This window comes from Pantoea sp. Ep11b, from assembly GCF_040783975.1.
In the GTDB taxonomy this organism is placed as follows: domain Bacteria; phylum Pseudomonadota; class Gammaproteobacteria; order Enterobacterales; family Enterobacteriaceae; genus Pantoea.
The window spans coordinates 3296707-3318515 of the sequence record NZ_CP160631.1 but is presented as its reverse complement, the minus strand read 5'-3'; the positions used below and the strand labels follow the sequence as shown (position 1 = coordinate 3318515).

The following is a 21809-nucleotide window of genomic DNA, read 5'->3' as shown; positions in this document are numbered from 1 at the left end:
AAACGAACAACCCGTGTAACGGCCATCGGAGCAGTAAATATCAGGGCGAAAAGTGAACTTCGCACCACATCACAACTCTAAGCGCATGCTTGCTCAGAATGATGAGATGTGCTGGCAGTTACTTTATGCATTTAGAATTTGGGGAGACATTACCTCGGATGAGCGAGCAGTTAACGGATCAGGTCCTTGTCGAGCGGGTACAGAAGGGAGATCAAAAAGCGTTTAACTTACTGGTGATTCGTTACCAGCACAAAGTGGCGAGTTTGGTTTCACGCTATGTTCCTTCGGGCGACGTGCCAGATGTAGTACAGGAATCCTTTATTAAAGCGTATCGCGCACTGGACTCTTTCCGGGGCGATAGCGCGTTTTATACCTGGCTGTACCGCATTGCGGTTAACACAGCGAAAAATTACCTGGTTGCTCAGGGGCGTCGTCCGCCATCCAGCGATGTGGATGCGATTGACGCGGAAAATTTCGAAAGTGCGAGTGCATTAAAAGAAATTTCGAACCCTGAGAACTTAATGTTGTCTGACGAATTGAAACAAATTGTCTTTCGTACCATCGAGGCGCTACCCGAGGACTTGCGTATGGCAATCACCCTCAGGGAACTGGACGGTCTGAGTTATGAAGAGATCGCCGTCATTATGGATTGCCCGGTAGGCACTGTTCGATCACGTATCTTTCGTGCGCGAGAGGCCATTGATAACAAAGTTCAACCGCTTATCCAACGTTAGTGATAACGGCTACTGGAAGGGTACATAGGCATGCAGAAAGAAAAACTTTCCGCTTTAATGGATGGTGAAACCTTAGACAACGAGCTGTTTTCCGCCCTGTCGAAGGACGCAGAATTACAGAAAAGCTGGGCGAGCTATCATCTGATTCGCGACACAATGCGCGGTGATGTTGGCGAGCATCTGCATTTTGATATCTCTGCGCGCGTTGCGGCGGCCATTGAAAAAGAGCCGCTGCGTACGGTGACTACGCTGATCCCTGAAGCTCAGCCAGAACCTTCCCGCTGGGAAAAAATGCCGTTCTGGAAAAAAGCGCGTCCGTGGGCTGCGCAACTGACCCAGGTGGGCGTCGCGGCCTGTGTTTCTCTGGCGGTCATTGTGGGTGTTCAGCACTACAACCAGCCGCAGGGCAGTGCCACGCAGACATCCGACTCGCCGGTCTTCAACACGCTGCCAATGATGGGCAAAGCCTCTCCGGTCAGCCTGGGCGTACCTTCTGATGCGTTTGATACCAACAGCGCCAATCAGCAGGTGCAGGACCAGCGTCGTCGTGTAAACGCCATGCTGCAGGACTATGAACTTCAGCGTCGCCTGCACGCGGATCAGCTGCAGTTTGAAACCAGTGCGCCAAAACAGGCTCAGGTTGATGTTCCCGGAAACCAATCATTAGGACAGCAGCAGCAGTAATGAAGCCGCTTTGGTATGCTGTTAGCCTGCTGGCAGGCAGTCTGTTCTGGTCATCTGCGGCCCCGGCGCAAACCTCTGCGTCCGGGGCGCTATTGCAGCAGATGGAGCAGGCAAGCCAGAACCTCAACTACGAATTCGCCTATATCAACGTCTCCCGCATCGGCATTGAATCGCTGCGTTATCGTCACGCGGTGATCGATAACCGGATTTTTGCGCAGCTGCTGCAGATGGATGGACCGCGCCGGGAAGTGATCCAGCGTGGCAACGATATCAGCTATTTCGAACCCGGACTCGATCCCTTTTCCCTTCCCGGCACGCACATCATCGATGCACTGCCTTCGGTGATTTTTGCGGATTTCGCCAGGCTCTCCTCCGCCTACGATTTCATCACGGTTGGCCGCTCGCGCATCGCCGACCAGATGTGCGATGTGCTGCGCATCGTGTCGCGTGACGGCACCCGCTACAGTTATGTGGTCTGGCTGGACGTGGACACCAGGCTGCCGCTGCGCATCGACCTGCTCGACCGCGATGGTGAAACGCTGGAGCAGTTCCGTGTTATCAGCTTTGCGGTGGATGAGGGCGTGCGCAACCTGATGCAGGGGCTGGAAAAGGCGAATCTGCCGCCATCGCTCTCCGTGCCGAAAGGGGACGCGGTGACGCTCAGCTGGCAGCCTGGCTGGTTACCCGCCGGGATGTCGCTGGTGTCGCAGAACCGTCGTACGCTGCCGGGCCTGAATAAAAATATGGAGTCGAAGCTCTACAGCGATGGGCTGTTTAGCTTTGCCATTAACGTGACGCCGGCCGATAAAACCAGTAACACGCAGACATTGCGCACTGGACGTCGTACGGTCCAGACCGTTGTGCGCAATAATAGCGAGATTGCGGTGATCGGCGAACTGCCGCCCTCTACCGCGAAACGTATTGCGGACAGCATCGACCTGGGGTCACAAAAATGATGAGAGAATGGGCCACCGTGGTGGCATGGCAGGATGGTATCGCCACGCTGCACACGGAAGCAAAAACCTCCTGCAACAGCTGCCAGGCCCGTAAAGGCTGCGGCAGCCATATGCTCAACAAGCTCGGCCCGAAGAATGCGCATGTGATGCAGATCGCCAGCAGCAAGCCGCTGCAGCCGGGCCAGCGCATTGAGCTGGGCATTAAAGAGAGCAGCCTGCTCGGATCGGCACTGCTGGTCTACATGACGCCGCTCTTTGGCCTGTTTCTGGTGGCGGGGCTGTTTCAGTCGCTCTTCGGCAGCGACCTGGCGGCCGCCTGTGGCGCGCTGCTGGGCGGCATCGGTGGATTCATCGTCGCCAAAGGCGTGTCGATGAAATTTGGCGATCGCGAAGCCTTTCAGCCCGTCATTCTCAGCGTTGCCTTACCGCCCGATGCGCTGCGTGTTGAAAGCGAAGCGTAACCTGTGTCCAGGCCGCGTACTCCGCGGCCTTTGTCTGTTCTGCCCTGCGCAGATATCTGTTTCGCTTCCACCACGTTCCATTCTTTTATGCGCGGCGTTAACAGTGTAATATGCGTCGTCATTAATGAGGCTGACAGGATTGTGGGTAAAGAGCGATCTTCCTGAATGTGTCTGTGCTCAGATTTTCAACTGAATTTTAAGCGAAGATATCCCAATAAATGAAGCACATAAGAAATTTCTCCATCATCGCTCACATCGACCATGGTAAATCTACGCTCTCTGACCGCCTTATTCAGATCTGTGGTGGCCTCACTGACCGTGAGATGGCTGCGCAGGTTCTCGATTCCATGGATCTGGAGCGCGAGCGTGGCATTACCATCAAAGCCCAGAGCGTGACACTCGATTACCACGCGAAAGACGGCGAAACTTACCAGCTCAATTTCATCGATACCCCGGGCCACGTTGACTTCTCCTACGAAGTCTCCCGCTCACTGGCAGCCTGTGAAGGCGCACTGCTGGTGGTGGACGCCGGTCAGGGTGTTGAAGCGCAGACACTGGCGAACTGCTACACCGCGATGGAGATGGATCTGGAAGTGGTGCCGGTTCTGAACAAGATTGACCTGCCCGCCGCCGATCCCGAGCGCGCCGCGCAGGAAATTGAAGATATCGTCGGTATCGACGCTGCCGATGCGGTGCGCTGTTCCGCCAAGACCGGCGTTGGCGTACCGGACGTGCTGGAACGTCTGGTGCGCGATATTCCGCCGCCGGAAGGCGACCCGGATGGCCCGCTGCAGGCGCTGATCATCGACTCCTGGTTCGATAACTACCTGGGTGTTGTCTCGCTGGTGCGTGTGAAAAACGGCACCATGCGCAAAGGCGACAAGATCAAAGTCCTGAGTACCGGTCAGACCTACAATGCTGACCGTCTGGGGATCTTCACGCCGAAACAGGTCGACCGCACCGAACTGAACTGCGGCGAAGTGGGCTGGCTGGTCTGCGCCATCAAAGACATTCTCGGCGCACCTGTGGGCGATACGCTGACCACCGCGCGTAATCCGGCGGACAAAGCGCTGCCAGGCTTTAAAAAAGTGAAGCCGCAGGTTTATGCCGGTCTGTTCCCGATCAGCTCTGATGACTATGAAGCCTTCCGCGACGCGCTGGGTAAACTGAGCCTGAACGACGCCTCCCTGTTCTATGAGCCAGAAAGCTCGACGGCGCTGGGCTTTGGTTTCCGCTGCGGCTTCCTGGGTCTGCTGCACATGGAGATCATTCAGGAGCGTCTGGAGCGCGAATATGACCTCGATCTGATCACTACCGCCCCGACGGTAGTCTATGAAGTGGTGACCACCAGTGGTGAAGTGGTGTATGTCGACAGCCCGTCCAAGCTGCCGCCGCTGAACAACATCGAAGAGCTGCGTGAGCCGATTGCCGAATGTCACATGCTGCTGCCGCAGGAGTACCTGGGCAACGTCATTACGCTCTGTATTGAGAAGCGTGGCGTGCAGACCAACATGGTTTATCACGGCAAGCAGGTTGCGCTGACCTATGAAATTCCGATGGCAGAAGTGGTGCTCGACTTCTTCGACCGTCTGAAGTCAACCTCGCGCGGTTACGCCTCGCTGGATTACAACTTCAAACGCTTCCAGCCTTCGGACATGGTGCGCGTTGACGTTCTGATTAACAGTGAACGTGTGGATGCGCTGGCGCTGATTACGCACCGCGACAACGCCCCTTATCGCGGACGCGACCTGGTGGAGAAGATGAAAGATCTGATCCCGCGTCAGCAGTTCGACATCGCGATTCAGGCTGCCATCGGCAACCACATCATCGCCCGTTCGACGGTAAAACAGCTGCGTAAAAACGTGCTGGCCAAATGTTATGGCGGCGACGTCAGCCGTAAGAAGAAACTGTTGCAGAAACAGAAAGATGGTAAGAAACGCATGAAGCAGGTAGGTAACGTTGAGCTGCCACAGGAAGCGTTCCTCGCCATTCTGCATGTCGGTAAGGACAGCAAATAAGGATTTCTGATGGCTAATATGTTCGCCCTGATTCTGGCGATAGCGACGCTGATTACTGGCATCGTCTGGGTTATTGATCGGTTCAAATGGGCGCCTGAGCGTCGTGCGAAACAGGCGGCGGCCCAGGCCCAGACCGGTAATGCGCTCGACAGCAAAACGCTGGCGAAGGTCTCTTCTCAGCCAGGCTGGGTGGAAACCACCGCCTCCGTGTTCCCGGTGCTGGCCGTGGTCTTCATCGTGCGTTCGTTTATTTACGAGCCGTTCCAGATCCCGTCGGGCTCGATGATGCCGACTCTGCTGATTGGCGATTTTATTCTGGTGGAGAAGTTTGCCTACGGCATCAAGGATCCGATTACCCAGACCACGCTGATCCCGACCGGTGAGCCAAAACGGGGTGATATCGCGGTATTCAAATACCCGAAAGATCCGAGCCTGGACTACATCAAGCGCGTGATTGGCCTGCCGGGCGACAAAGTCATCTATGATCCTTACAGCAAAACGCTGACGGTGAAACCGGCCTGCACCGATGAAAAAGCCTGCGTGTCGGCGTTAGCGGTGACCTACACTGACGTGGAACCGAGCAATTTTATTCAGACCTTCAGCGGCTTTGATGGCAACGAAACCGGCAACGGCTTCTATCAGGTGCCGCAGGGCGATACGCTGCGCGGCGGACTGCGCCTGGGAACCCGCAAAGAGACCATCGGCAACGTTACGCATGACATCCTGCTGGTTAACGAAGCGCAGAGTCAGGCGGGCATGTATTTTCAGCAGCCGGGTCAGCCGCAGGCGACCTGGGTAGTGCCGAAAGGGCAATACTTCATGATGGGCGACAACCGTGATAACAGCGCCGACAGCCGCTACTGGGGCTTTGTCCCTGAGCGTAATCTGGTGGGTAAAGCGGTCGCTATCTGGATGAGCTTTGAGAAACAAGAAGGGCAGTGGCCAACCGGCGTGCGATTCAGTCGCATCGGCGGTATTCACTAAATTATTGTCTGATTAACAGGCAAATCGGGTGGCCTCCTCAGGGAGGCCACTGCACACCAAACGGAACGTGTTGGATTGCCAGCCCCGTTTGGTATGCAGAGTCACAGACGCAACAAAGAACTGGAATCGCATGAACCCCATCCTGATTAACAAGCTTCAGCGCAAACTGGGCTACACTTTTACTCATTCGGAACTGTTACAGCAGGCCCTGACTCACCGCAGCGCCAGCAGTAAGCACAATGAACGCCTGGAATTTCTTGGCGACTCTATTCTTAGCTATGTGATTGCAAATGCCCTCTATCACCGCTTCCCGCGGGTTGACGAAGGTGACATGAGCCGCATGCGCGCCACGCTGGTACGCGGTAATACGCTGGCGGAGATGGCGCGCGAATTTGACCTCGGCGAGTGCCTGCGTTTAGGGCCGGGTGAGCTGAAAAGCGGCGGTTTCCGTCGCGAATCAATCCTCGCTGATACGGTGGAAGCGCTGATTGGCGGTATCTTCCTCGACAGCAGCATTGAACGGGTTGAGCAGCTGATCCTGGACTGGTATCAGACCCGCCTCGACGAAATCAGTCCGGGCGACAAGCAAAAAGATCCGAAAACGCGACTGCAGGAGTATCTGCAGGGGCGTCATCTGCCGCTGCCCAGTTATCTGGTGGTGCAGGTCCGTGGCGAAGCCCACGATCAGGAATTTACCATTCACTGTCAGGTGAGTGGCATGGCCGAGCCGGTTGTCGGTGTCGGCTCCAGCCGCCGTAAAGCTGAGCAGGCAGCAGCGGAACAGGCGCTGATAAAATTAGGTCTCGAATAGTTCTGCCGGCGTCACGGCGTCCGCTGTGGCGCGATAACACCAGACGCAGAGCTGTCCCGGCGTCAGCAGACGCTGAATGACACACGATTCAAATAGCACTCTTTCGGCGCCCTTTCAGGCGCTGAACAATTCAGGACTCGAATGAGCGAAAACGTTACTTATTGCGGCTTTGTCGCGATTGTTGGCCGACCCAACGTCGGTAAATCCACCTTACTGAACCAGTTGCTGGGGCAGAAGGTGTCGATCACCTCGCGCAAGCCGCAAACCACGCGCCACCGCATCATGGGCATTCACACCGAGGGCGACTATCAGGCGATCTACGTCGATACCCCCGGCCTGCACATGGAAGAGAAGCGTGCCATTAACCGTCTGATGAACCGCGCAGCCAGCAGTTCGATCGGCGACGTTGAGCTGGTGATCTTCGTGGTCGAAGGCACGCGCTGGACACCCGATGACGAGATGGTGCTGAACAAACTGCGCGACAACAAAGTGCCGGTGGTCCTGGCGGTCAATAAGGTCGACAACATCCAGGACAAAACCGTTCTGCTGCCGCATCTGCAGTTCCTGAGCCAGCAGATGAACTTCCTCGATATCGTGCCGATCTCGGCGGAAAGCGGCAAGAACGTCGATACCATTGCGGCGATTACCCGCAAGCATCTGCCGCAGGCCGATCATCACTTCCCGGAAGATTACATCACCGACCGCTCTCAGCGTTTCATGGCGTCGGAGATGATCCGTGAAAAACTGATGCGCTTCCTGGGCGCGGAACTGCCTTACTCGGTGACGGTGGAGATCGAGCGTTTCGTGACGAACGAACGCGGCGGTTACGACATCCACGGCCTGATTCTGGTTGAGCGCGAAGGCCAGAAGAAGATGGTGATTGGCAACAAAGGTGCCAAAATTAAAGTCATCGGCACCGAAGCGCGCAGGGATATGGAAGAGATGTTTGAAGCCAAAGTGCATCTCGAACTGTGGGTGAAAGTGAAATCCGGTTGGGCAGACGACGAACGTGCGCTGCGCAGCCTGGGTTATACAGACGATCTCTGATTCAATGGAAGGCTGGCAACGCGCCTTTGTGCTGCATAGTCGTCCCTACAGCGAAACCAGTCTGCTGCTCGACCTGTTCAGCGAAAACGAAGGGCGGGTGCGGGTACTGGCTAAGGGCGCCCGGTCGCGGCGCTCGCAGCTGAAAGGTGCGTTACAGCCTTTTACTCCGCTGCTGGTGCGCTGGAGCGGGCGCGGTGAAGTTAAAACCCTGCGCAATGCCGAAGCGGTGTCGCTGGCCTTACCGCTCAGCGGCATCACGCTCTACTGCGGTCTTTACGTCAATGAGCTGGTCTCCCGCGTGCTGCAGCAGGAGTTTCCCTTCTCCGAACTCTTCTTCGATTATCTCAACTGCCTTCAGGCGTTAGCCTCCACCCACGGTCAGCCGGAACCGGCGCTGCGCCGCTTTGAGCTGGCGCTGCTCGGTCATCTGGGTTATGGCGTCGACTTCCTGCACTGCGCCGGCAGTGGCGAGGCGGTCAGCGATGAGATGACCTACAGCTACCGCGAAGAGCGCGGCTTTATCGCCAGCCTGGTGGTCGGTCAGCGCAGCTTTACCGGCCGCGAACTGCGGGCCCTGTCTGAGCGGAATTTTCCTGACGCCGCCACGCTGCGCGCCGCCAAACGCTTTACCCGCATCGCCCTCAAACCCTATCTGGGCGGCAAGCCGCTGAAAAGTCAGGAGCTGTTTCGCCAGTTTGTCCCGAAGAAAAAGCCTGAACAGGCAGATGAATAGCGCGGGTCGTACCGCCTGGCGTGGTTTGCGCGGTACACTCAACATCACGATGGAAAAGAAGTGAGGATGGTCATGGCTGAGTTGCTGTTAGGCGTCAATATCGATCACATTGCCACGGTGCGTAATGCCCGCGGCACAAACTATCCCGATCCGGTGCAGGCGGCGTTTATCGCCGAGCAGGCGGGCGCGGATGGCATTACCGTTCACCTGCGCGAAGATCGGCGTCATATCACCGACCGTGATGTGCGTATCCTGCGTGACACCATCCAGACGCGCATGAATCTGGAGATGGCCGTTACCGATGAGATGATCGGCATCGCCTGTGATATCCGCCCCCATTTCTGCTGCCTGGTGCCGGAAAAACGTCAGGAAGTGACAACCGAAGGCGGTCTGGATGTGGCCGGGCAGCAGGAGAAGATGAACGCGGCCGTGCGTCTGCTGAGTGATGCGGGCATCCTGGTGTCGCTGTTTATCGATGCCGACCATCGCCAGATCGAGGCGGCGGTGGCCAGCGGCGCACCCTACATCGAGATCCACACCGGTGCCTACGCCGAAGCACCAGAGGGGCTGGCGCGCGACGCCGAGCTGGCGCGGATCCGTCACGCCGCGACCTTTGCCGCCAGCCTGGGGCTGAAGGTGAATGCCGGTCACGGTCTGACCTACCACAACGTGCTGCCGATTGCGGCGCTGCCGGAAATGCACGAGCTGAACATCGGCCATGCCATTATCGGCCGGGCCGTGATGAGTGGCCTGCCGGATGCCGTGAAAGAGATGAAACAGCTGCTGCGTGAAGCGCGTCGCTGATGGCTATTCTGGGACTGGGCACCGACATCGTTGAGATTGAACGCATCGCCGGGGTGATTGAACGCGCCGGTGACAGGCTGGCGCGTCGGGTCCTGAGCGAAGCGGAATGGCAGCAGTATCAGGCCCATCATCAGCCGGTGCGCTTTCTCGCCAAGCGGTTTGCGGTCAAAGAGGCGGCGGCCAAAGCCTTTGGCACCGGCATTCGCGGCGGGCTGGCGTTTAATCAGTTTGAAGTTTACAACGATGAGCTGGGCAAGCCGGGGCTCCGTTTCTTCCAGCATGCGGCGGAAGTGGCGCAGAACCTGGGGGTAAACCGGGTTCATGTCACCCTGGCCGATGAGCGTCACTACGCCTGTGCCACGGTGATTATCGAAAGCTAGCCGTGCAGCAGCACAAACTTCTCCCACAGCGCATCGCGTGATTCGATGTGCTGTGGGTTGGTAATAATGGTGTTGTCGATAGGGCAGACCTGCTGACAGGTCGGCACCTCATAGTGGCCGACGCATTCGGTACAGCGACTGACATCGATTTCATAGATCGCATCGCCCAGTGAAATGGCCTGGTTCGGGCACTCCGGTTCACACATATCGCAGTTAATGCATCGGGACGTAATCAACAGCGCCATCTTTCCCACCTGATAACAACAGAAAAAGCGCGGGTATTATACGCGCTGCCGCTGATCAGACCAGCTTTTTCACCAGCGCCTCGCTGTGGCGGATATGGCTGGAAGCGCGTTCAGGATCGTTCTGCACCAGCGCCATAAACAGCAGATCGGTCAGCGCCAGCTGCGCCGTGGTGGAGGAGATCGCCGCACTGCGGGTGCTCTGCTCTTCGGCCACTGTGTAGAGACAGTAGCTGGCACTTTGCTGCAGCGTATTAGGGGTAAAGCCGGTAAAGGCCACCACGTCGGCGCCCACCTGCGCGGCTTCCTGCGCCGCCAGATTCATCTCTCGCCGCTCTCCGGTATAGGAGATAGCGAGCAGCACGTCGCCAGGCCCCATCGCCTGAACGCTGGCCAGCAGCGCGTGCATGTCCTGCTCCGCGACCGCATTGATGCCGATCTTCATCAGCTTCCAGGAGAAATCTTTTGCCACCAGGCCCGATGCGCCGATGCCCACCAGCAGAATACGCCGGGCATTCTTCAGCAGCTGCAGCACGTCGTTAAGCTTCTCTTCGCTGTTAATATCCAGCGTGGCACGGATCGCCGAAAGTTTTTCGGTCAGCAGCTTTTCGCCCACCATCTTGAGCGGGTCGTCGCTGAGGATATGGTTATGCACGGTAATGGCATCCTTGTCCGCCAGTGACTCACTCAGGGCCAGCTTCAGCGCCGGGAAACCTTTGTATCCCAGTTTCTGGGCAAACTTGACGACGCTTGACTGGCTGACGCCGGACTCTTCCGCCAGCTTCTGCGAACTCAGGTGGCGCGCCCGATCGGGCTGCGACAGTAAAAAATCCGCCAGCCGACGCTCGTTCAATGCCAGACGGGGATAAAGCTGGCGAATGCGCAGCAATGAACTCATGCCCAATCCTCAATATTCAGGGATAATCGGAGAAGAATAAACTATTCATCAGGCATTGTAGTCATCGGAATTAAAAATGACACGCATCGCCGAGCCGCCTGATGATGGCTACACTATTCTTAACATCCCGGAATCTGTCTGAAGGAGAGCTGTTTGACCAGGGGAACACATCGTCGCATCGTATTTTTCGACCTGGATGGCACATTGCACCAGCAGGATATGTTTGGCACCTTTATGCGCTATCTGCTGCGTCGCCGCCCGCTCAATCTGCTGCTGGTGGTACCACTGCTGCCGGTGGTGGGGATCGGCCTGCTGCTGAAAGGGCGGGCCGCCCGCTGGCCCATGAGCCTGCTGCTCTGGTCGATTACCTTTGGCCGCTCAGAACAGACCCTGCTGCGGCTGGAAGCCGAATTTGCGCAGTGGTTCCGTCTGCGCGTCAGAGCCTTTCCGGTGGTGCAGCAGCGCCTGACCGAATACCTGGGCAGTGATGATGCCGATGTCTGGCTGATTACCGGATCGCCGCAGTCGCTGGTGGAGCAGGTCTATTACGACTCGGCGTTTCTGCCGCGGGTCAAACTGATCGCCAGCCAGATGCAGCGCGGCTGGGGCGGCCGGGTACTGTCGATGCGCTGCCTGGGGCATGAAAAGGTGGCGCAACTCGAAGAGAAAATCGGCACACCGCTGCAGCTCTACAGCGGCTACAGCGACAGCAAGCAGGACAACCCGCTGCTCTTTTTCTGTCAGCATCGCTGGCGCGTGACACCTGCCGGTGAGCTGCAACAGCTGGAATAAGTTTCGACACGCAGGAGGAGATCGCTATAATGCGCCGCTTTTCAGTCGCCCGGAGTGGTCTGCATGATAGAACAAGATGAATACTGGATGCGCCATGCGCTTGACCTGGCACGCCGTGCCTGGGCGCAGGGGGAGGTGCCGGTCGGGGCCGTGCTGGTGCAGAACGAACGGGTGATTGGCGAGGGGTGGAACCGGCCCATCGGCCAGCACGATCCCACGGCGCATGCGGAGATCATGGCGCTGCGGCAGGGCGGCAAGGTGCTGGAGAATTATCGTCTGCTGGATACCACGCTCTACGTCACGCTGGAGCCGTGCGTGATGTGCGCCGGTGCGATGGTGCACAGCCGCATCACCCGGCTGGTCTATGGCGCGCACGATATCAAAAGCGGGGCGGCGGGGTCACTGCTGGATGTGCTCGGCCATCCCGGCATGAACCATCAGGTTGAATTACACAGCGGCGTGCTGGCAGAGGAGTGTGCTGCCATGCTGAGCGACTTCTTCCGTATGCGGCGCGAGCAGAAAAAAGCGCTGCGCCAGGCGCAACGCCGGGGTTAGTTCATGGCGATCGTCGGTTCGACCGCCGGATAGCCTCTGGCCAGCTCCGCCTGCGCTTCGGCCTGCCGCGCCAGGCGCTTCTCCTGCTCCTGCAGGTAACCCACCAGGCTTATCTGATATTTGCGGATATTTTCGACATAGTTATAGGCTTCGTGCCCGCGCGCGTAGCCATAGGCCGTCTGCGCGTAGTAGCGCTTCTGGCTCAGCATCGGCAGGCGCAGCTTCACATCCGCCCAGCTATCCGGGTTTCCGCCCTGACGCGCCGTCAGCTTGCGCACATCCAGCATATGGGCATAGCCCATGTTATAGGCCGCCAGTGCAAACCAGATGCGCTCATCTTCAGGGATGGTCTGCGGCACCTTCGCCATCATATCCTGCAGGTACTGACTGCCGCCGCGAATGCTCTGTTCCGGATCGGTCCGGTCGCCCACGTCCAGACTGTCGGCAGTGTTACGGGTCAGCATCATCATGCCGCGCACGCCGGTGGGCGAGGTGGCCTGCGGATTCCAGTGCGACTCCTGATAAGAGATGGCCGCCAGCAGCCGCCAGTCGATGCTGGTGGCATACTTCTCAAACAGCGGTTTGATGTCGGGCAGCGTATTGTCGATGGCGCGCAGGAAGGTGCGGGTATCAACATAATCGAAGGTGCCGACATGGCCGAGGTATTTCTCCTCCAGCCGCGCCATCGCCCCTTCTTCGCCCATGCCATTAAAGAAGTCGAGCATCGCGGCATTCAGGCTGTCATCGTCGCTGTGACGCACATACCAGGTGACCGGCTCTTCATCAGTTACGTCGAACGCCACCGCCAGTTGCGGATAGATGCGCTGCAGCAGGGCGATCGTCACGGAGTCGCCAATCGTGTAATCCAGCTTGCCGTCGGCCACCGCTTCCAGCAGGGCTTTAGGACTCTGGTCGGTGGCGATCGCCCAGTCCAGGTCGGGGAACTGACTGGAACGCGCGCTCTTCAGCGTGGAGAGATAGGCCGAACCGGAGGCGACCGTGAGCCGCCCCTTTAAATCACCGAGGTTTTTAGGGCGCGGCTTATCCACGCGATAGACCAGCTGCTGCGAAACATTGTAGTAACCCGGCCCGGTCTGATAGCGGGTCAGGCGCTCGCGGTTGTAGTTCAGGCCCGCAGCCAGCACATCGGCTTTGCCATCGTCCAGATCGTCAAACAGGTCGCTCAGGTTAGGTCGAACCGTCACTTTGAGTTTAACGCCCAGATAATCGGCGAAGCGTTTTGCCAGCTCATAATCCATACCGGCCGGAGATCGGTTCACTGTGTAGTAAGTTAACGGGGAATTGATGGTACTGACACGCAGCACTCCCCGTGATTTGATCTGTGAAATCGCGTCCTGACCGCCCCCATACCAGGGAACGGAGGGCCACAGCGCCAACGCAAGCAGCACGGCAACCAGACCGATAAACAGATAATTAAATTTTAGGCGTTTCAAATAGTTATCTCTCGCTGGCTCTAAGGCCTCTGTCTTTTAAAGGCAGTATTTATCTTCTTTGAACTCCCAGAGCGAGGGGCATTCTGCGCAACAAAATGACGCTGAGCAACTTTTATAGCAGCTTTTGCGCAAAATTCAGGCAAATCCGGGTCGCCAAAAATTCTGCGCAAACGGTTTCGTCGCGAGGTCGCTTTCTCTATAATACGCCCCGTTTTCCCTGTTGCGCCCAATTTGCGTCGCCCGGCGCCCTGACGAGAGACTTATTAATGGAAATTCTGCGTGGTTCGCCCGCCCTGTCGGCATTTCGTGTAAACAAACTGCTGACCCGCTTTCAGGACGCTCATCTGCCGGTGAGTGATATTTACGCTGAGTACATCCATTTCGCTGATGTCAGCACGCCCTTAAGCGCCGACGAACAGAGCCGTCTGCAGCGCCTGCTGAAATATGGTCCCTCTCTGGCTGAACATGCCCCGCAGGGGCGTCTGCTGCTGGTGACGCCCCGTCCCGGTACCATCTCCCCCTGGTCCTCCAAAGCCACCGACATTGCCCACAACTGCGGACTGCCGCAGGTGCGCCGTCTGGAGCGCGGTCTGGCCTTTTATGTGCAGGCTCCGCAGCTGACGGAAGCACAGTGGCAGATGCTGGGTACGCTGCTGCACGATCGCATGATGGAAACGGTCTTCAGCGATCTGGCGCAGGCTGAGCAGCTCTTCGCGCACCATACGCCGCAGCCGGTGAAAAGTGTGGATCTGCTGGGCGAGGGCCGTGAGGCGCTGGTTCAGGCAAACACCGCGCTGGGTCTGGCGCTGGCCGACGATGAAATCGACTATCTGGTGGCAGCGTTTACTGCCCTGGGCCGCAATCCAAACGACATCGAACTCTATATGTTCGCCCAGGCGAACTCGGAGCACTGTCGTCACAAGATCTTCAACGCCGACTGGGTGATCGACGGCGAGAAGCAGCCGAAATCGCTGTTTAAGATGATCAAGAATACGATGGAGCAGACGCCGGACTACGTGCTCTCTGCTTATAAAGATAACGCCGCCGTCATGGAAGGCTCCGAAGTGGGACGCTTCTTTGCGGACGCCGGAGAGGATGAATATCGCTGGCATCAGGAAGCGGCACACATCCTGATGAAGGTCGAAACGCATAACCACCCAACGGCGATCTCGCCGTGGCCAGGTGCGGCGACCGGTTCCGGGGGGGAAATCCGTGATGAGGGTGCCACCGGACGCGGCTCCAAGCCAAAAGCGGGCCTAGTGGGCTTCTCGGTCTCTGACCTGCGTATCCCGGGCTTCGAACAGCCGTGGGAAGAGGACTTCGGCAAACCGGCCCGCATCGTCAGTGCGCTGGAGATCATGACCGAAGGCCCTCTCGGCGGCGCGGCGTTTAACAATGAATTTGGTCGTCCTGCGCTGAACGGTTACTTCCGTACCTATGAAGAGCAGGTGACCAGCCACAACGGCACCGAACTGCGCGGCTATCACAAGCCGATCATGCTGGCGGGCGGCATCGGTAATATCCGTGCCGACCATGTGCAGAAAGGGGAGATCTCCGTAGGCGCGAAGCTGGTGGTGCTGGGCGGTCCGGCCATGAATATCGGCCTGGGCGGCGGTGCGGCGTCATCAATGGCCTCAGGTCAGTCGGATGCCGATCTCGACTTCGCCTCGGTCCAGCGTGACAACCCGGAGATGGAACGCCGCTGTCAGGAAGTGATCGACCGCTGCTGGCAGCTGGGCGACAAAAACCCGATTCTGTTTATCCACGACGTGGGTGCCGGCGGTCTCTCCAACGCCATGCCGGAGCTGGTCAGCGACGGCGGTCGTGGCGGCCGCTTTAACCTGCGCGACATCCTGAGCGACGAGCCAGGCATGAGCCCGCTGGAAGTGTGGTGCAACGAATCGCAGGAACGTTATGTGATGGCCGTGGCCCCTGACCAGCTGGCGCAGTTTGAGGCGATCTGCCAGCGCGAGCGCGCGCCGTTCGCCGTCATCGGCGAAGCGACCGAAGAGCTGCATCTGAGCCTGGAAGACAGTCACTTCGGCAATAAGCCGATCGACATGCCGCTTGATGTCCTGCTGGGTAAAACACCGAAGATGACGCGGGATGTCGTCACCCTGCAGGCTCAGGGCGAGGCTCTGCAGCGTGACGGGATCACGCTGGTCGATGCGGTGAACCGTGTCCTGCATCTGCCCGCCGTGGCAGAAAAAACCTTCCTGATCACCATCGGTGACCGCAGCGTGACCGGCATGGTGGCGCGCGACCAGATGGTCGGTCCGTGGCAGATCCCGGTTGCCAACTGCGCGGTCACCACCGCCAGCCTCGACAGCTATCACGGCGAAGCCTTTGCGCTGGGCGAACGTTCGCCGGTGGCGCTGCTGGACTTCGCGGCTTCGGGACGCCTGGCGGTCGGTGAAGCCCTGACAAACCTGGCGGCCACTCAGATTGGTTCACTGAAGCGCGTGAAGCTCTCGGCCAACTGGATGTCCGCAGCCGGTCATCCGGGTGAAGATGCCGGGTTATATGCGGCGGTGAAAGCGGTCGGCGAAGAGCTTTGCCCGGCGCTGGGGATCACCATCCCGGTCGGCAAAGATTCGATGTCGATGAAAACCCGCTGGCAGGAAGGCACCGAACAGCGTGAGATGACCTCGCCGCTGTCGCTGGTCATCACCGCCTTTGCGCGCGTCGAAGATGTCCGCCGCACGGTTACGCCACAGCTGCAGGCCGATCAGGATAACCTGCTGCTGCTGATCGACCTTGGTAATGGCGCGAACACGCTGGGCGCAACCGCGCTGTCGCAGGTCTATCGCCAGCTTGGCGACAAACCGGCGGACGTGCGTGATGCCACACAGCTGGCCGGTTTCTTCAATGCGATTCAGGCGCTGGTGGCGGAGCAGAAACTGCTGGCCTATCACGACCGTTCCGATGGCGGTCTGCTGGTGACACTGGCGGAGATGGCCTTTGCGGGTCACTGCGGCGTCGACGTGGATATCGCCTCGCTGGGCAGCGATGCCCTGGCCGCGCTCTTCACCGAAGAGCTGGGCGCGGTGATCCAGATCAACGCCGCCGATCGCGCAGCGGTTGAGCAGATCCTGGCGGATCACGGCCTGGCGGCCTGCACTCATCTGCTGGGCAGCGCACAGCCGGGCGATCGCTTTGTGATCCGCGCCGGAGAGAGCGCGGTCTACAGCGAAAGCCGGACCACGCTGCGCACCTGGTGGGCTGAAACCACCTGGCAGATGCAGCGCCTGCGTGACAACCCGGCGTGTGCCGATCAGGAGCATGACGCGAAGAAAAACGACAGCGATCCTGGCCTGAACGTCCATCTGACCTTTAATCCGCAGGAAGATGTGGCGGCGCCGATGATCGCGACGGGCGCACGGCCAAAAGTGGCGGTGCTGCGTGAGCAGGGCGTTAACTCACATGTAGAGATGGCGGCCGCCTTTGACCGGGCCGGTTTTACCGCGATTGACGTGCACATGAGCGATCTGCTGGCCGGACGCCGCGATCTGGATGGCTTCCAGGCGCTGGTTGCCTGCGGCGGCTTCTCTTACGGCGACGTGCTGGGTGCCGGTGAAGGCTGGGCGAAATCGATTCTGTTTAACCCACGCGTGCGTGACACGTTCGAAACCTTCTTCCACCGCCCGCAGACCCTGGCGCTGGGCGTCTGTAACGGCTGCCAGATGATGTCGAATCTGCGCGAGCTGATCCCGGGCAGCGACCTCTGGCCGCGCTTCGTCCGCAACCAGTCTGAGCGTTTTGAAGCACGCTTCAGCCTGGTCGAAGTGGCCGCCAGTCCGTCACTGCTGCTGGATGGCATGGCCGGTTCACATATGCCGATCGCCGTTTCCCACGGTGAAGGCTTTGTGGAAGTTCGTGACGCTGCGCACCTGGCGGCGCTGGAGTCGAAAGGCCTGGTGGCCCTGCGCTTTGTCGATAACTTCGGCAAGGTGACAGAAACCTATCCGGCTAACCCGAACGGTTCACCGAACGGCATCACCGCCGTGACCAACGAAAGTGGTCGCGTCACCATCATGATGCCGCATCCGGAGCGCGTGTTCCGTACCGTCAGCAACTCCTGGCATCCGGCCGAGTGGGGCGAGGATGGTCCGTGGATGCGTATCTTCCGTAATGCGCGCAGGCAACTGGGTTAATACCGACCGCTGAAAAAAACAGGAGGCCAGTGTGCCTCCTGTTTTTTTGTGATGCTGTTGGCAAATAGCGACAGCGGGTACAGGGCACTGTCGCTGTATGGCGACATCTATCCTGTTGATTTTCAATGACAGCATCAGGGCCGCCGATTAGTGTCGCCTGCCGGAGACAGATCGGACAATGACCATCAGACTTTTCGCAGCCTCTCAGCGGCATAAAGATTCAATCCGCTGAAAAATATAATGATTTATTTTCTGGCACGGAACTTGCTATAATTCTGGCACTGCTCATTCACCTGTTTATGATTGCCCCGCCTGGCGGAAAAGAGCTCATAAAGCCCGAATGACGCACCAAACGGAGCCTGCCGTCCACCTGACCGATAATCGCTTGCGTTATCAACCACCGGACGTCACGTTGAGTAAGGCTCCACCCATTTTTACGCGATGCCTCACGCGTCGCGCCAGCGGCAGGCCATTGAGCCTGCCGTTTTCTTTTCTTCCCCTTTCTTCCGCCAGCAGAGTCCGCTAGCATCCAGACAGCAACTTTCTGAGGAAACGGCTGCGTGAAAAAATGGCGTTTATTTCCCCGCTCGCTGCGTCAGCTGGTGCTGATGGCGTTTGTTCTGGTCCTGCTGCCGTTACTGGTGCTGGCCTGGCAGGCGTGGGAGAGTCTCTCTGCGTTAAGCGAACAGGCCGCGGACACCAACCGCAACACCTTCACCGACGTGCGCAGAAGTGAGGCGATGGCACGAACGGCTGTTGAGCTGGAGCGCGGCTATCGTCAGTATTGTGTGCTGGATGATGCCTCACTGGCTCGCCTCTATCAGACTCAGCATACCCGTTACAGTCAGATGCTGAACTCGCACAGCGCCAGCCTGCCTGAGCTGCCGGTGTTCCGGATTTTGCAGGCGACCCTGCCGCTGCTGACGCCGCTGCAATGTGATAACGGCAACCCCGTTCCGCGCGCCGCCGAGGCGCTGGACCGCTTCTCCGTCACCAACGCGCAGATGGTGCAGGAGACGCGCGAGGTGGTCTTTTCGCGCGGCCTGCAACTGCAGCGCGAAATCGCCGATCGTGGCCAGTTTTTCGGCTGGCAGGCGCTGATTCTGTTTATCATCAGCCTGGCGCTGATGCTGCTGTTTACCGGCATGATCATCGGCCCGGTTAAGCGCATCGAACGCATGATCAACCGGCTGGGAGAGGGCCGGGAGCTGGGCAACAGCGTAATATTTCGCGGCCCGCGTGAGCTGCGCTCGCTGGGGCAGCGTATCGTCTGGCTCAGCGAACGGCTGCAGTGGCTGGAGTCGCAGCGTCACGAGTTTCTGCGCCATCTCTCTCACGAGCTGAAAACGCCGCTGGCCAGCCTGCGCGAAGGCACCGAGCTGCTGGCTGATGAGGTCGCTGGATCGCTGAACGCCGACCAGAAAGAGGTGGTGACCATCCTCGACGGCAGCAGCCGCCATCTGCAGCGCCTGATCGAGCAACTGCTGGATTACAACCGCAAACTGGCGGATGGCCCGATTCAGCTTGAACCGGTCAGCGTGACGGAGATCGTGGAGAACGTGGTTAACGCCCATGCACTCTCTGCGCGCGCCAAACTGATGCAGACGGTGGTCGATCTCCAGGTCAGCCACTGCCTTGCTGAACCGACGTTACTGATGCGGGTCATTGATAACCTCTATTCGAACGCCGTGAACTACGGCAGCGAATCCGGTACCATCTGGCTGCGCAGTCAGCAGCAGGGCGACAGGATATGGATTGAGGTCGCGAACAGCGGAACGCCGATCCCGCTGGAAGAGCAGGCGATGATTTTCGAACCCTTCTTCCAGGGCAGCCAGCAGCGCAAAGGGCCGGTAAAAGGCAGCGGGCTGGGACTCAGTATTGCCAAGGATTGCCTGCGCCGGATGCACGGCGACCTGACGCTGGTCCCCTGCGAGCAGGCTGACGTCTGTTTTCGAATTGAACTGAACACCACAGCCGGGAATGTCTGACCGATGAAATATTTACCCGCTTTGCTGCTGAGCACGCTGCTGCTCTGCGGCTGTACGACCTCCCCGGCCACCTCCTCTCTGCCGTCAGGCCATCAGGTGGCGGAACCCGAGGTCAGAGTCGCTGATTATCTGGCGATCCGCTGCAACGACCTGTGGCCGGTGGAGAAGGGCGAGGCGCTGAATAATCCCCTCTACTGGATGCGGGCGATCGACTGCGCGGAGCATCTTTCCCCCGCCGAAGCCCGGGCAGAAGCCCACCGCTGGCCAGCTGAGAGCTGGTCGCGCGCCTTTAAGCAGGGCGTGCTGATGTCCAACGGCAACGTCACGCCCGTCGAGCGTCGTCGCTATGTGGAAACCCTGGATCGCTACAGCAGCGACTTCCCCTCCTCTTTGCGCCCGCTGATTCAGCTCTGGCGCAGCAATCAGACCGCGCAGCTCGACCTGAGCGAGGCACGCACCCGTTATGCGCATCTCCAGCAGAGCAGCGATGCCCAGCTGGAGGCGACGCGCCAGCAGATGGTGAAACAACAGCAACAACTCAGTGACACACAGCATAAGCTGGAGCGGCTGACTGACATTGAGCGTCAGCTCTCGTCACGCAAAGCGCCGGATGTCTCTGACAACGGTCACGGCACGGCGCTGCCGCAGGAGGAGGAACAGTAATGGTCAGACAGGCGGCAAAACTGCTGCTGGTGGATGACGATCCCAGCCTGCTGAAGCTGCTGGGAATGCGTCTGCGCAGCGAAGGTTATCAGGTCACCACAGCGGCCAGCGGACCCGAAGCGTTACGTCTGCTGCAGAAAGAGAAAATCGAACTGGTGATCAGCGATCTGCGGATGGATGAAATGGATGGCCTGGCGCTGTTTGGCGAGATTCAGAAACGCCATACCGGTCTGCCGGTGATTATCCTGACCGCGCATGGCTCCATCCCGGATGCTGTTTCCGCCACTCAGCAGGGCGTGTTCAGCTTCCTGACCAAACCGGTGGATCGGGATGCGCTCTATAAAGCAATTGATGAGGCGCTGGCTCAGCAGGCACCGGTCAGCGACGACCGCTGGCGCGAGGCGATTGTTACCCGCAGTCCGCTGATGCTGCGGCTGCTGGAGCAGGCACACATGGTGGCGCAGTCAGACGTCAGCGTGCTGATTAACGGCCAGAGCGGCACCGGCAAAGAGATGCTGGCACAGGCGATCCACGCCGCCAGCCCGCGCAACGGTAAACCCTTTGTGGCCATCAACTGCGGCGCACTGCCGGAGCAGCTGCTGGAGTCCGAGCTGTTCGGACATGCGAAAGGGGCTTTCACCGGAGCGGTCAGCGCCCGTGACGGCCTGTTTAAAACCGCGGGCGGCGGCACGCTGTTTCTGGATGAGATCGGCGACATGCCTCAGCCGCTGCAGGTAAAGCTTCTGCGGGTGTTGCAGGAACGCAAGGTCAGGCCGCTGGGCAGCGATCACGATATTGATATTGATGTGCGTATCATCTCTGCGACGCATCGCGATCTGCCAAAAGCGATGGAGAAAAAAGAGTTCCGCGAAGATCTCTTCTATCGCCTCAACGTGGTGAACCTGAAAATTCCGGCGCTGCATCAGCGCACGGAGGATATCCCGCTGCTGGCGAATCATCTGCTGCGTCAGGCCGCGGAGCGCCATAAACCTCAGGTGCGCAGTTTTTCGGTCGATGCGATGAAGCGCCTGATGGCCGCCAGCTGGCCGGGCAACGTCCGCCAGCTGGTGAACGTGATTGAGCAGTGCGTTGCGCTCAGCTCATCGCCGGTGATCAGCGATGCGCTGGTGGAGCAGGCGTTAAGCGGCGAAAACAGCGCGTTGCCGACCTTTGCGGAGGCCCGCAATCAGTTCGAGCTGAACTACCTGCGAAAACTGCTGCAGATGACCAAAGGCAACGTCACCAATGCCGCACGCCTGGCCGGACGCAACCGCACCGAGTTTTACAAGCTGCTCTCCCGCCATGAACTGGATGCCAGTGATTTTAAAGAGTAGCCCGGAAACACCTTGTGCTGACCGGGTGTGCCACGGCCCGGATCGGTCGCAGTACCTGGCGTAGTCTGACAGCGCTTGCGGCCGCCCGAAGAATCCCGGATATTACCGCCCGACAGC

Annotated in this window: 20 protein-coding genes; 17 read left to right on the top strand and 3 right to left on the bottom strand. The window is 58.8% G+C overall.

Annotation, left to right across the window (positions count from 1 at the left end; genetic code table 11):
* Nucleotides 1-158: 158 nt before the first annotated feature.
* From rpoE to acpS, 11 genes are all read left to right on the top strand, one after another.
* Complete coding sequence (rpoE, locus tag AB1748_RS15505) at nucleotides 159-734, top strand: RNA polymerase sigma factor RpoE (protein ID WP_111139166.1); 576 nt, start codon at nucleotides 159-161, stop codon at nucleotides 732-734.
* A 30-nt stretch (nucleotides 735-764) separates the two neighbouring features.
* Entirely contained in the window at nucleotides 765-1418 is a 654-nt protein-coding gene (gene rseA, locus AB1748_RS15500; protein ID WP_111139114.1) for an anti-sigma-E factor RseA, read from the top strand.
* Nucleotides 1418-2374, top strand: coding sequence for a sigma-E factor regulatory protein RseB (rseB, locus tag AB1748_RS15495; protein WP_111139115.1), 957 nt, complete (start codon nucleotides 1418-1420; stop codon nucleotides 2372-2374). Before rseA ends, rseB begins: the two co-directional genes overlap by 1 nt.
* Entirely contained in the window at nucleotides 2371-2835 is a 465-nt protein-coding gene (gene rseC, locus AB1748_RS15490) for a SoxR-reducing system protein RseC (RefSeq protein WP_111139116.1), read from the top strand. The genes rseB and rseC overlap by 4 nt, the downstream gene beginning before the upstream one ends.
* Nucleotides 2836-3053: 218 nt before the next feature.
* The gene (gene lepA, locus AB1748_RS15485) at nucleotides 3054-4853 is read left to right on the top strand and encodes a translation elongation factor 4 (protein WP_111139117.1); all 1800 of its coding nucleotides are present in this window, start codon (nucleotides 3054-3056) and stop codon (nucleotides 4851-4853) included.
* Between the two features lie 9 nt (nucleotides 4854-4862).
* Nucleotides 4863-5837: a signal peptidase I gene (lepB, locus tag AB1748_RS15480; RefSeq protein WP_367395702.1), complete on the top strand. Its 975-nt coding sequence runs from the start codon at nucleotides 4863-4865 to the stop codon at nucleotides 5835-5837.
* 130 nt (nucleotides 5838-5967) lie between these two features.
* Complete coding sequence (gene rnc, locus AB1748_RS15475; protein ID WP_010257656.1) at nucleotides 5968-6648, top strand: ribonuclease III; 681 nt, start codon at nucleotides 5968-5970, stop codon at nucleotides 6646-6648.
* 141 nt (nucleotides 6649-6789) lie between these two features.
* Complete coding sequence (gene era, locus AB1748_RS15470; RefSeq protein ID WP_111139119.1) at nucleotides 6790-7695, top strand: GTPase Era; 906 nt, start codon at nucleotides 6790-6792, stop codon at nucleotides 7693-7695.
* A gap of 4 nt (nucleotides 7696-7699) precedes the next feature.
* Nucleotides 7700-8428, top strand: coding sequence for a DNA repair protein RecO (recO, locus tag AB1748_RS15465; protein ID WP_111139120.1), 729 nt, complete (start codon nucleotides 7700-7702; stop codon nucleotides 8426-8428).
* 72 nt (nucleotides 8429-8500) lie between these two features.
* Nucleotides 8501-9232, top strand: coding sequence for a pyridoxine 5'-phosphate synthase (gene pdxJ / locus AB1748_RS15460; RefSeq protein WP_111139167.1), 732 nt, complete (start codon nucleotides 8501-8503; stop codon nucleotides 9230-9232).
* Nucleotides 9232-9612 (top strand): holo-ACP synthase, encoded by a 381-nt coding sequence (gene acpS / locus AB1748_RS15455; RefSeq protein ID WP_111139121.1) that lies wholly within the window; start codon nucleotides 9232-9234, stop codon nucleotides 9610-9612. The genes pdxJ and acpS overlap by 1 nt, the downstream gene beginning before the upstream one ends.
* On the opposite strand, the gene AB1748_RS15450 is transcribed toward acpS, so the two are convergent.
* Complete coding sequence (locus AB1748_RS15450) at nucleotides 9609-9857, bottom strand: YfhL family 4Fe-4S dicluster ferredoxin (RefSeq protein WP_111139122.1); 249 nt, start codon at nucleotides 9855-9857, stop codon at nucleotides 9609-9611. The two genes, acpS and AB1748_RS15450, sit on opposite strands and share 4 nt — an antisense overlap.
* A 55-nt stretch (nucleotides 9858-9912) precedes the next feature.
* Complete coding sequence (locus AB1748_RS15445) at nucleotides 9913-10752, bottom strand: MurR/RpiR family transcriptional regulator (RefSeq protein ID WP_367395701.1); 840 nt, start codon at nucleotides 10750-10752, stop codon at nucleotides 9913-9915.
* Nucleotides 10753-10905: 153 nt separating this feature from the next.
* Between AB1748_RS15445 and yfhb the strand changes: the two genes are divergently transcribed.
* Nucleotides 10906-11544 (top strand): phosphatidylglycerophosphatase C, encoded by a 639-nt coding sequence (gene yfhb / locus AB1748_RS15440; protein ID WP_111139124.1) that lies wholly within the window; start codon nucleotides 10906-10908, stop codon nucleotides 11542-11544.
* Between the two features lie 63 nt (nucleotides 11545-11607).
* Complete coding sequence (gene tadA, locus AB1748_RS15435) at nucleotides 11608-12099, top strand: tRNA adenosine(34) deaminase TadA (RefSeq protein WP_367395700.1); 492 nt, start codon at nucleotides 11608-11610, stop codon at nucleotides 12097-12099.
* Here tadA and mltF read toward each other — a convergent pair.
* Complete coding sequence (gene mltF / locus AB1748_RS15430) at nucleotides 12096-13553, bottom strand: membrane-bound lytic murein transglycosylase MltF (protein ID WP_367395699.1); 1458 nt, start codon at nucleotides 13551-13553, stop codon at nucleotides 12096-12098. The two genes, tadA and mltF, sit on opposite strands and share 4 nt — an antisense overlap.
* 266 nt (nucleotides 13554-13819) lie before the next feature.
* Between mltF and purL the strand changes: the two genes are divergently transcribed.
* From purL to glrR, 4 genes are all read left to right on the top strand, one after another.
* Nucleotides 13820-17707, top strand: coding sequence for a phosphoribosylformylglycinamidine synthase (gene purL, locus AB1748_RS15425; protein WP_111139127.1), 3888 nt, complete (start codon nucleotides 13820-13822; stop codon nucleotides 17705-17707).
* A 560-nt stretch (nucleotides 17708-18267) separates the two neighbouring features.
* Nucleotides 18268-19695, top strand: coding sequence for an ATP-binding protein (locus tag AB1748_RS15420; RefSeq protein ID WP_367395698.1), 1428 nt, complete (start codon nucleotides 18268-18270; stop codon nucleotides 19693-19695).
* A gap of 3 nt (nucleotides 19696-19698) precedes the next feature.
* Nucleotides 19699-20358, top strand: coding sequence for a two-component system QseEF-associated lipoprotein QseG (qseG, locus tag AB1748_RS15415; protein WP_111139129.1), 660 nt, complete (start codon nucleotides 19699-19701; stop codon nucleotides 20356-20358).
* Nucleotides 20358-21692 (top strand): two-component system response regulator GlrR, encoded by a 1335-nt coding sequence (gene glrR, locus AB1748_RS15410; protein WP_111139130.1) that lies wholly within the window; start codon nucleotides 20358-20360, stop codon nucleotides 21690-21692. The genes qseG and glrR overlap by 1 nt, the downstream gene beginning before the upstream one ends.
* Nucleotides 21693-21809 lie beyond the last annotated feature (117 nt).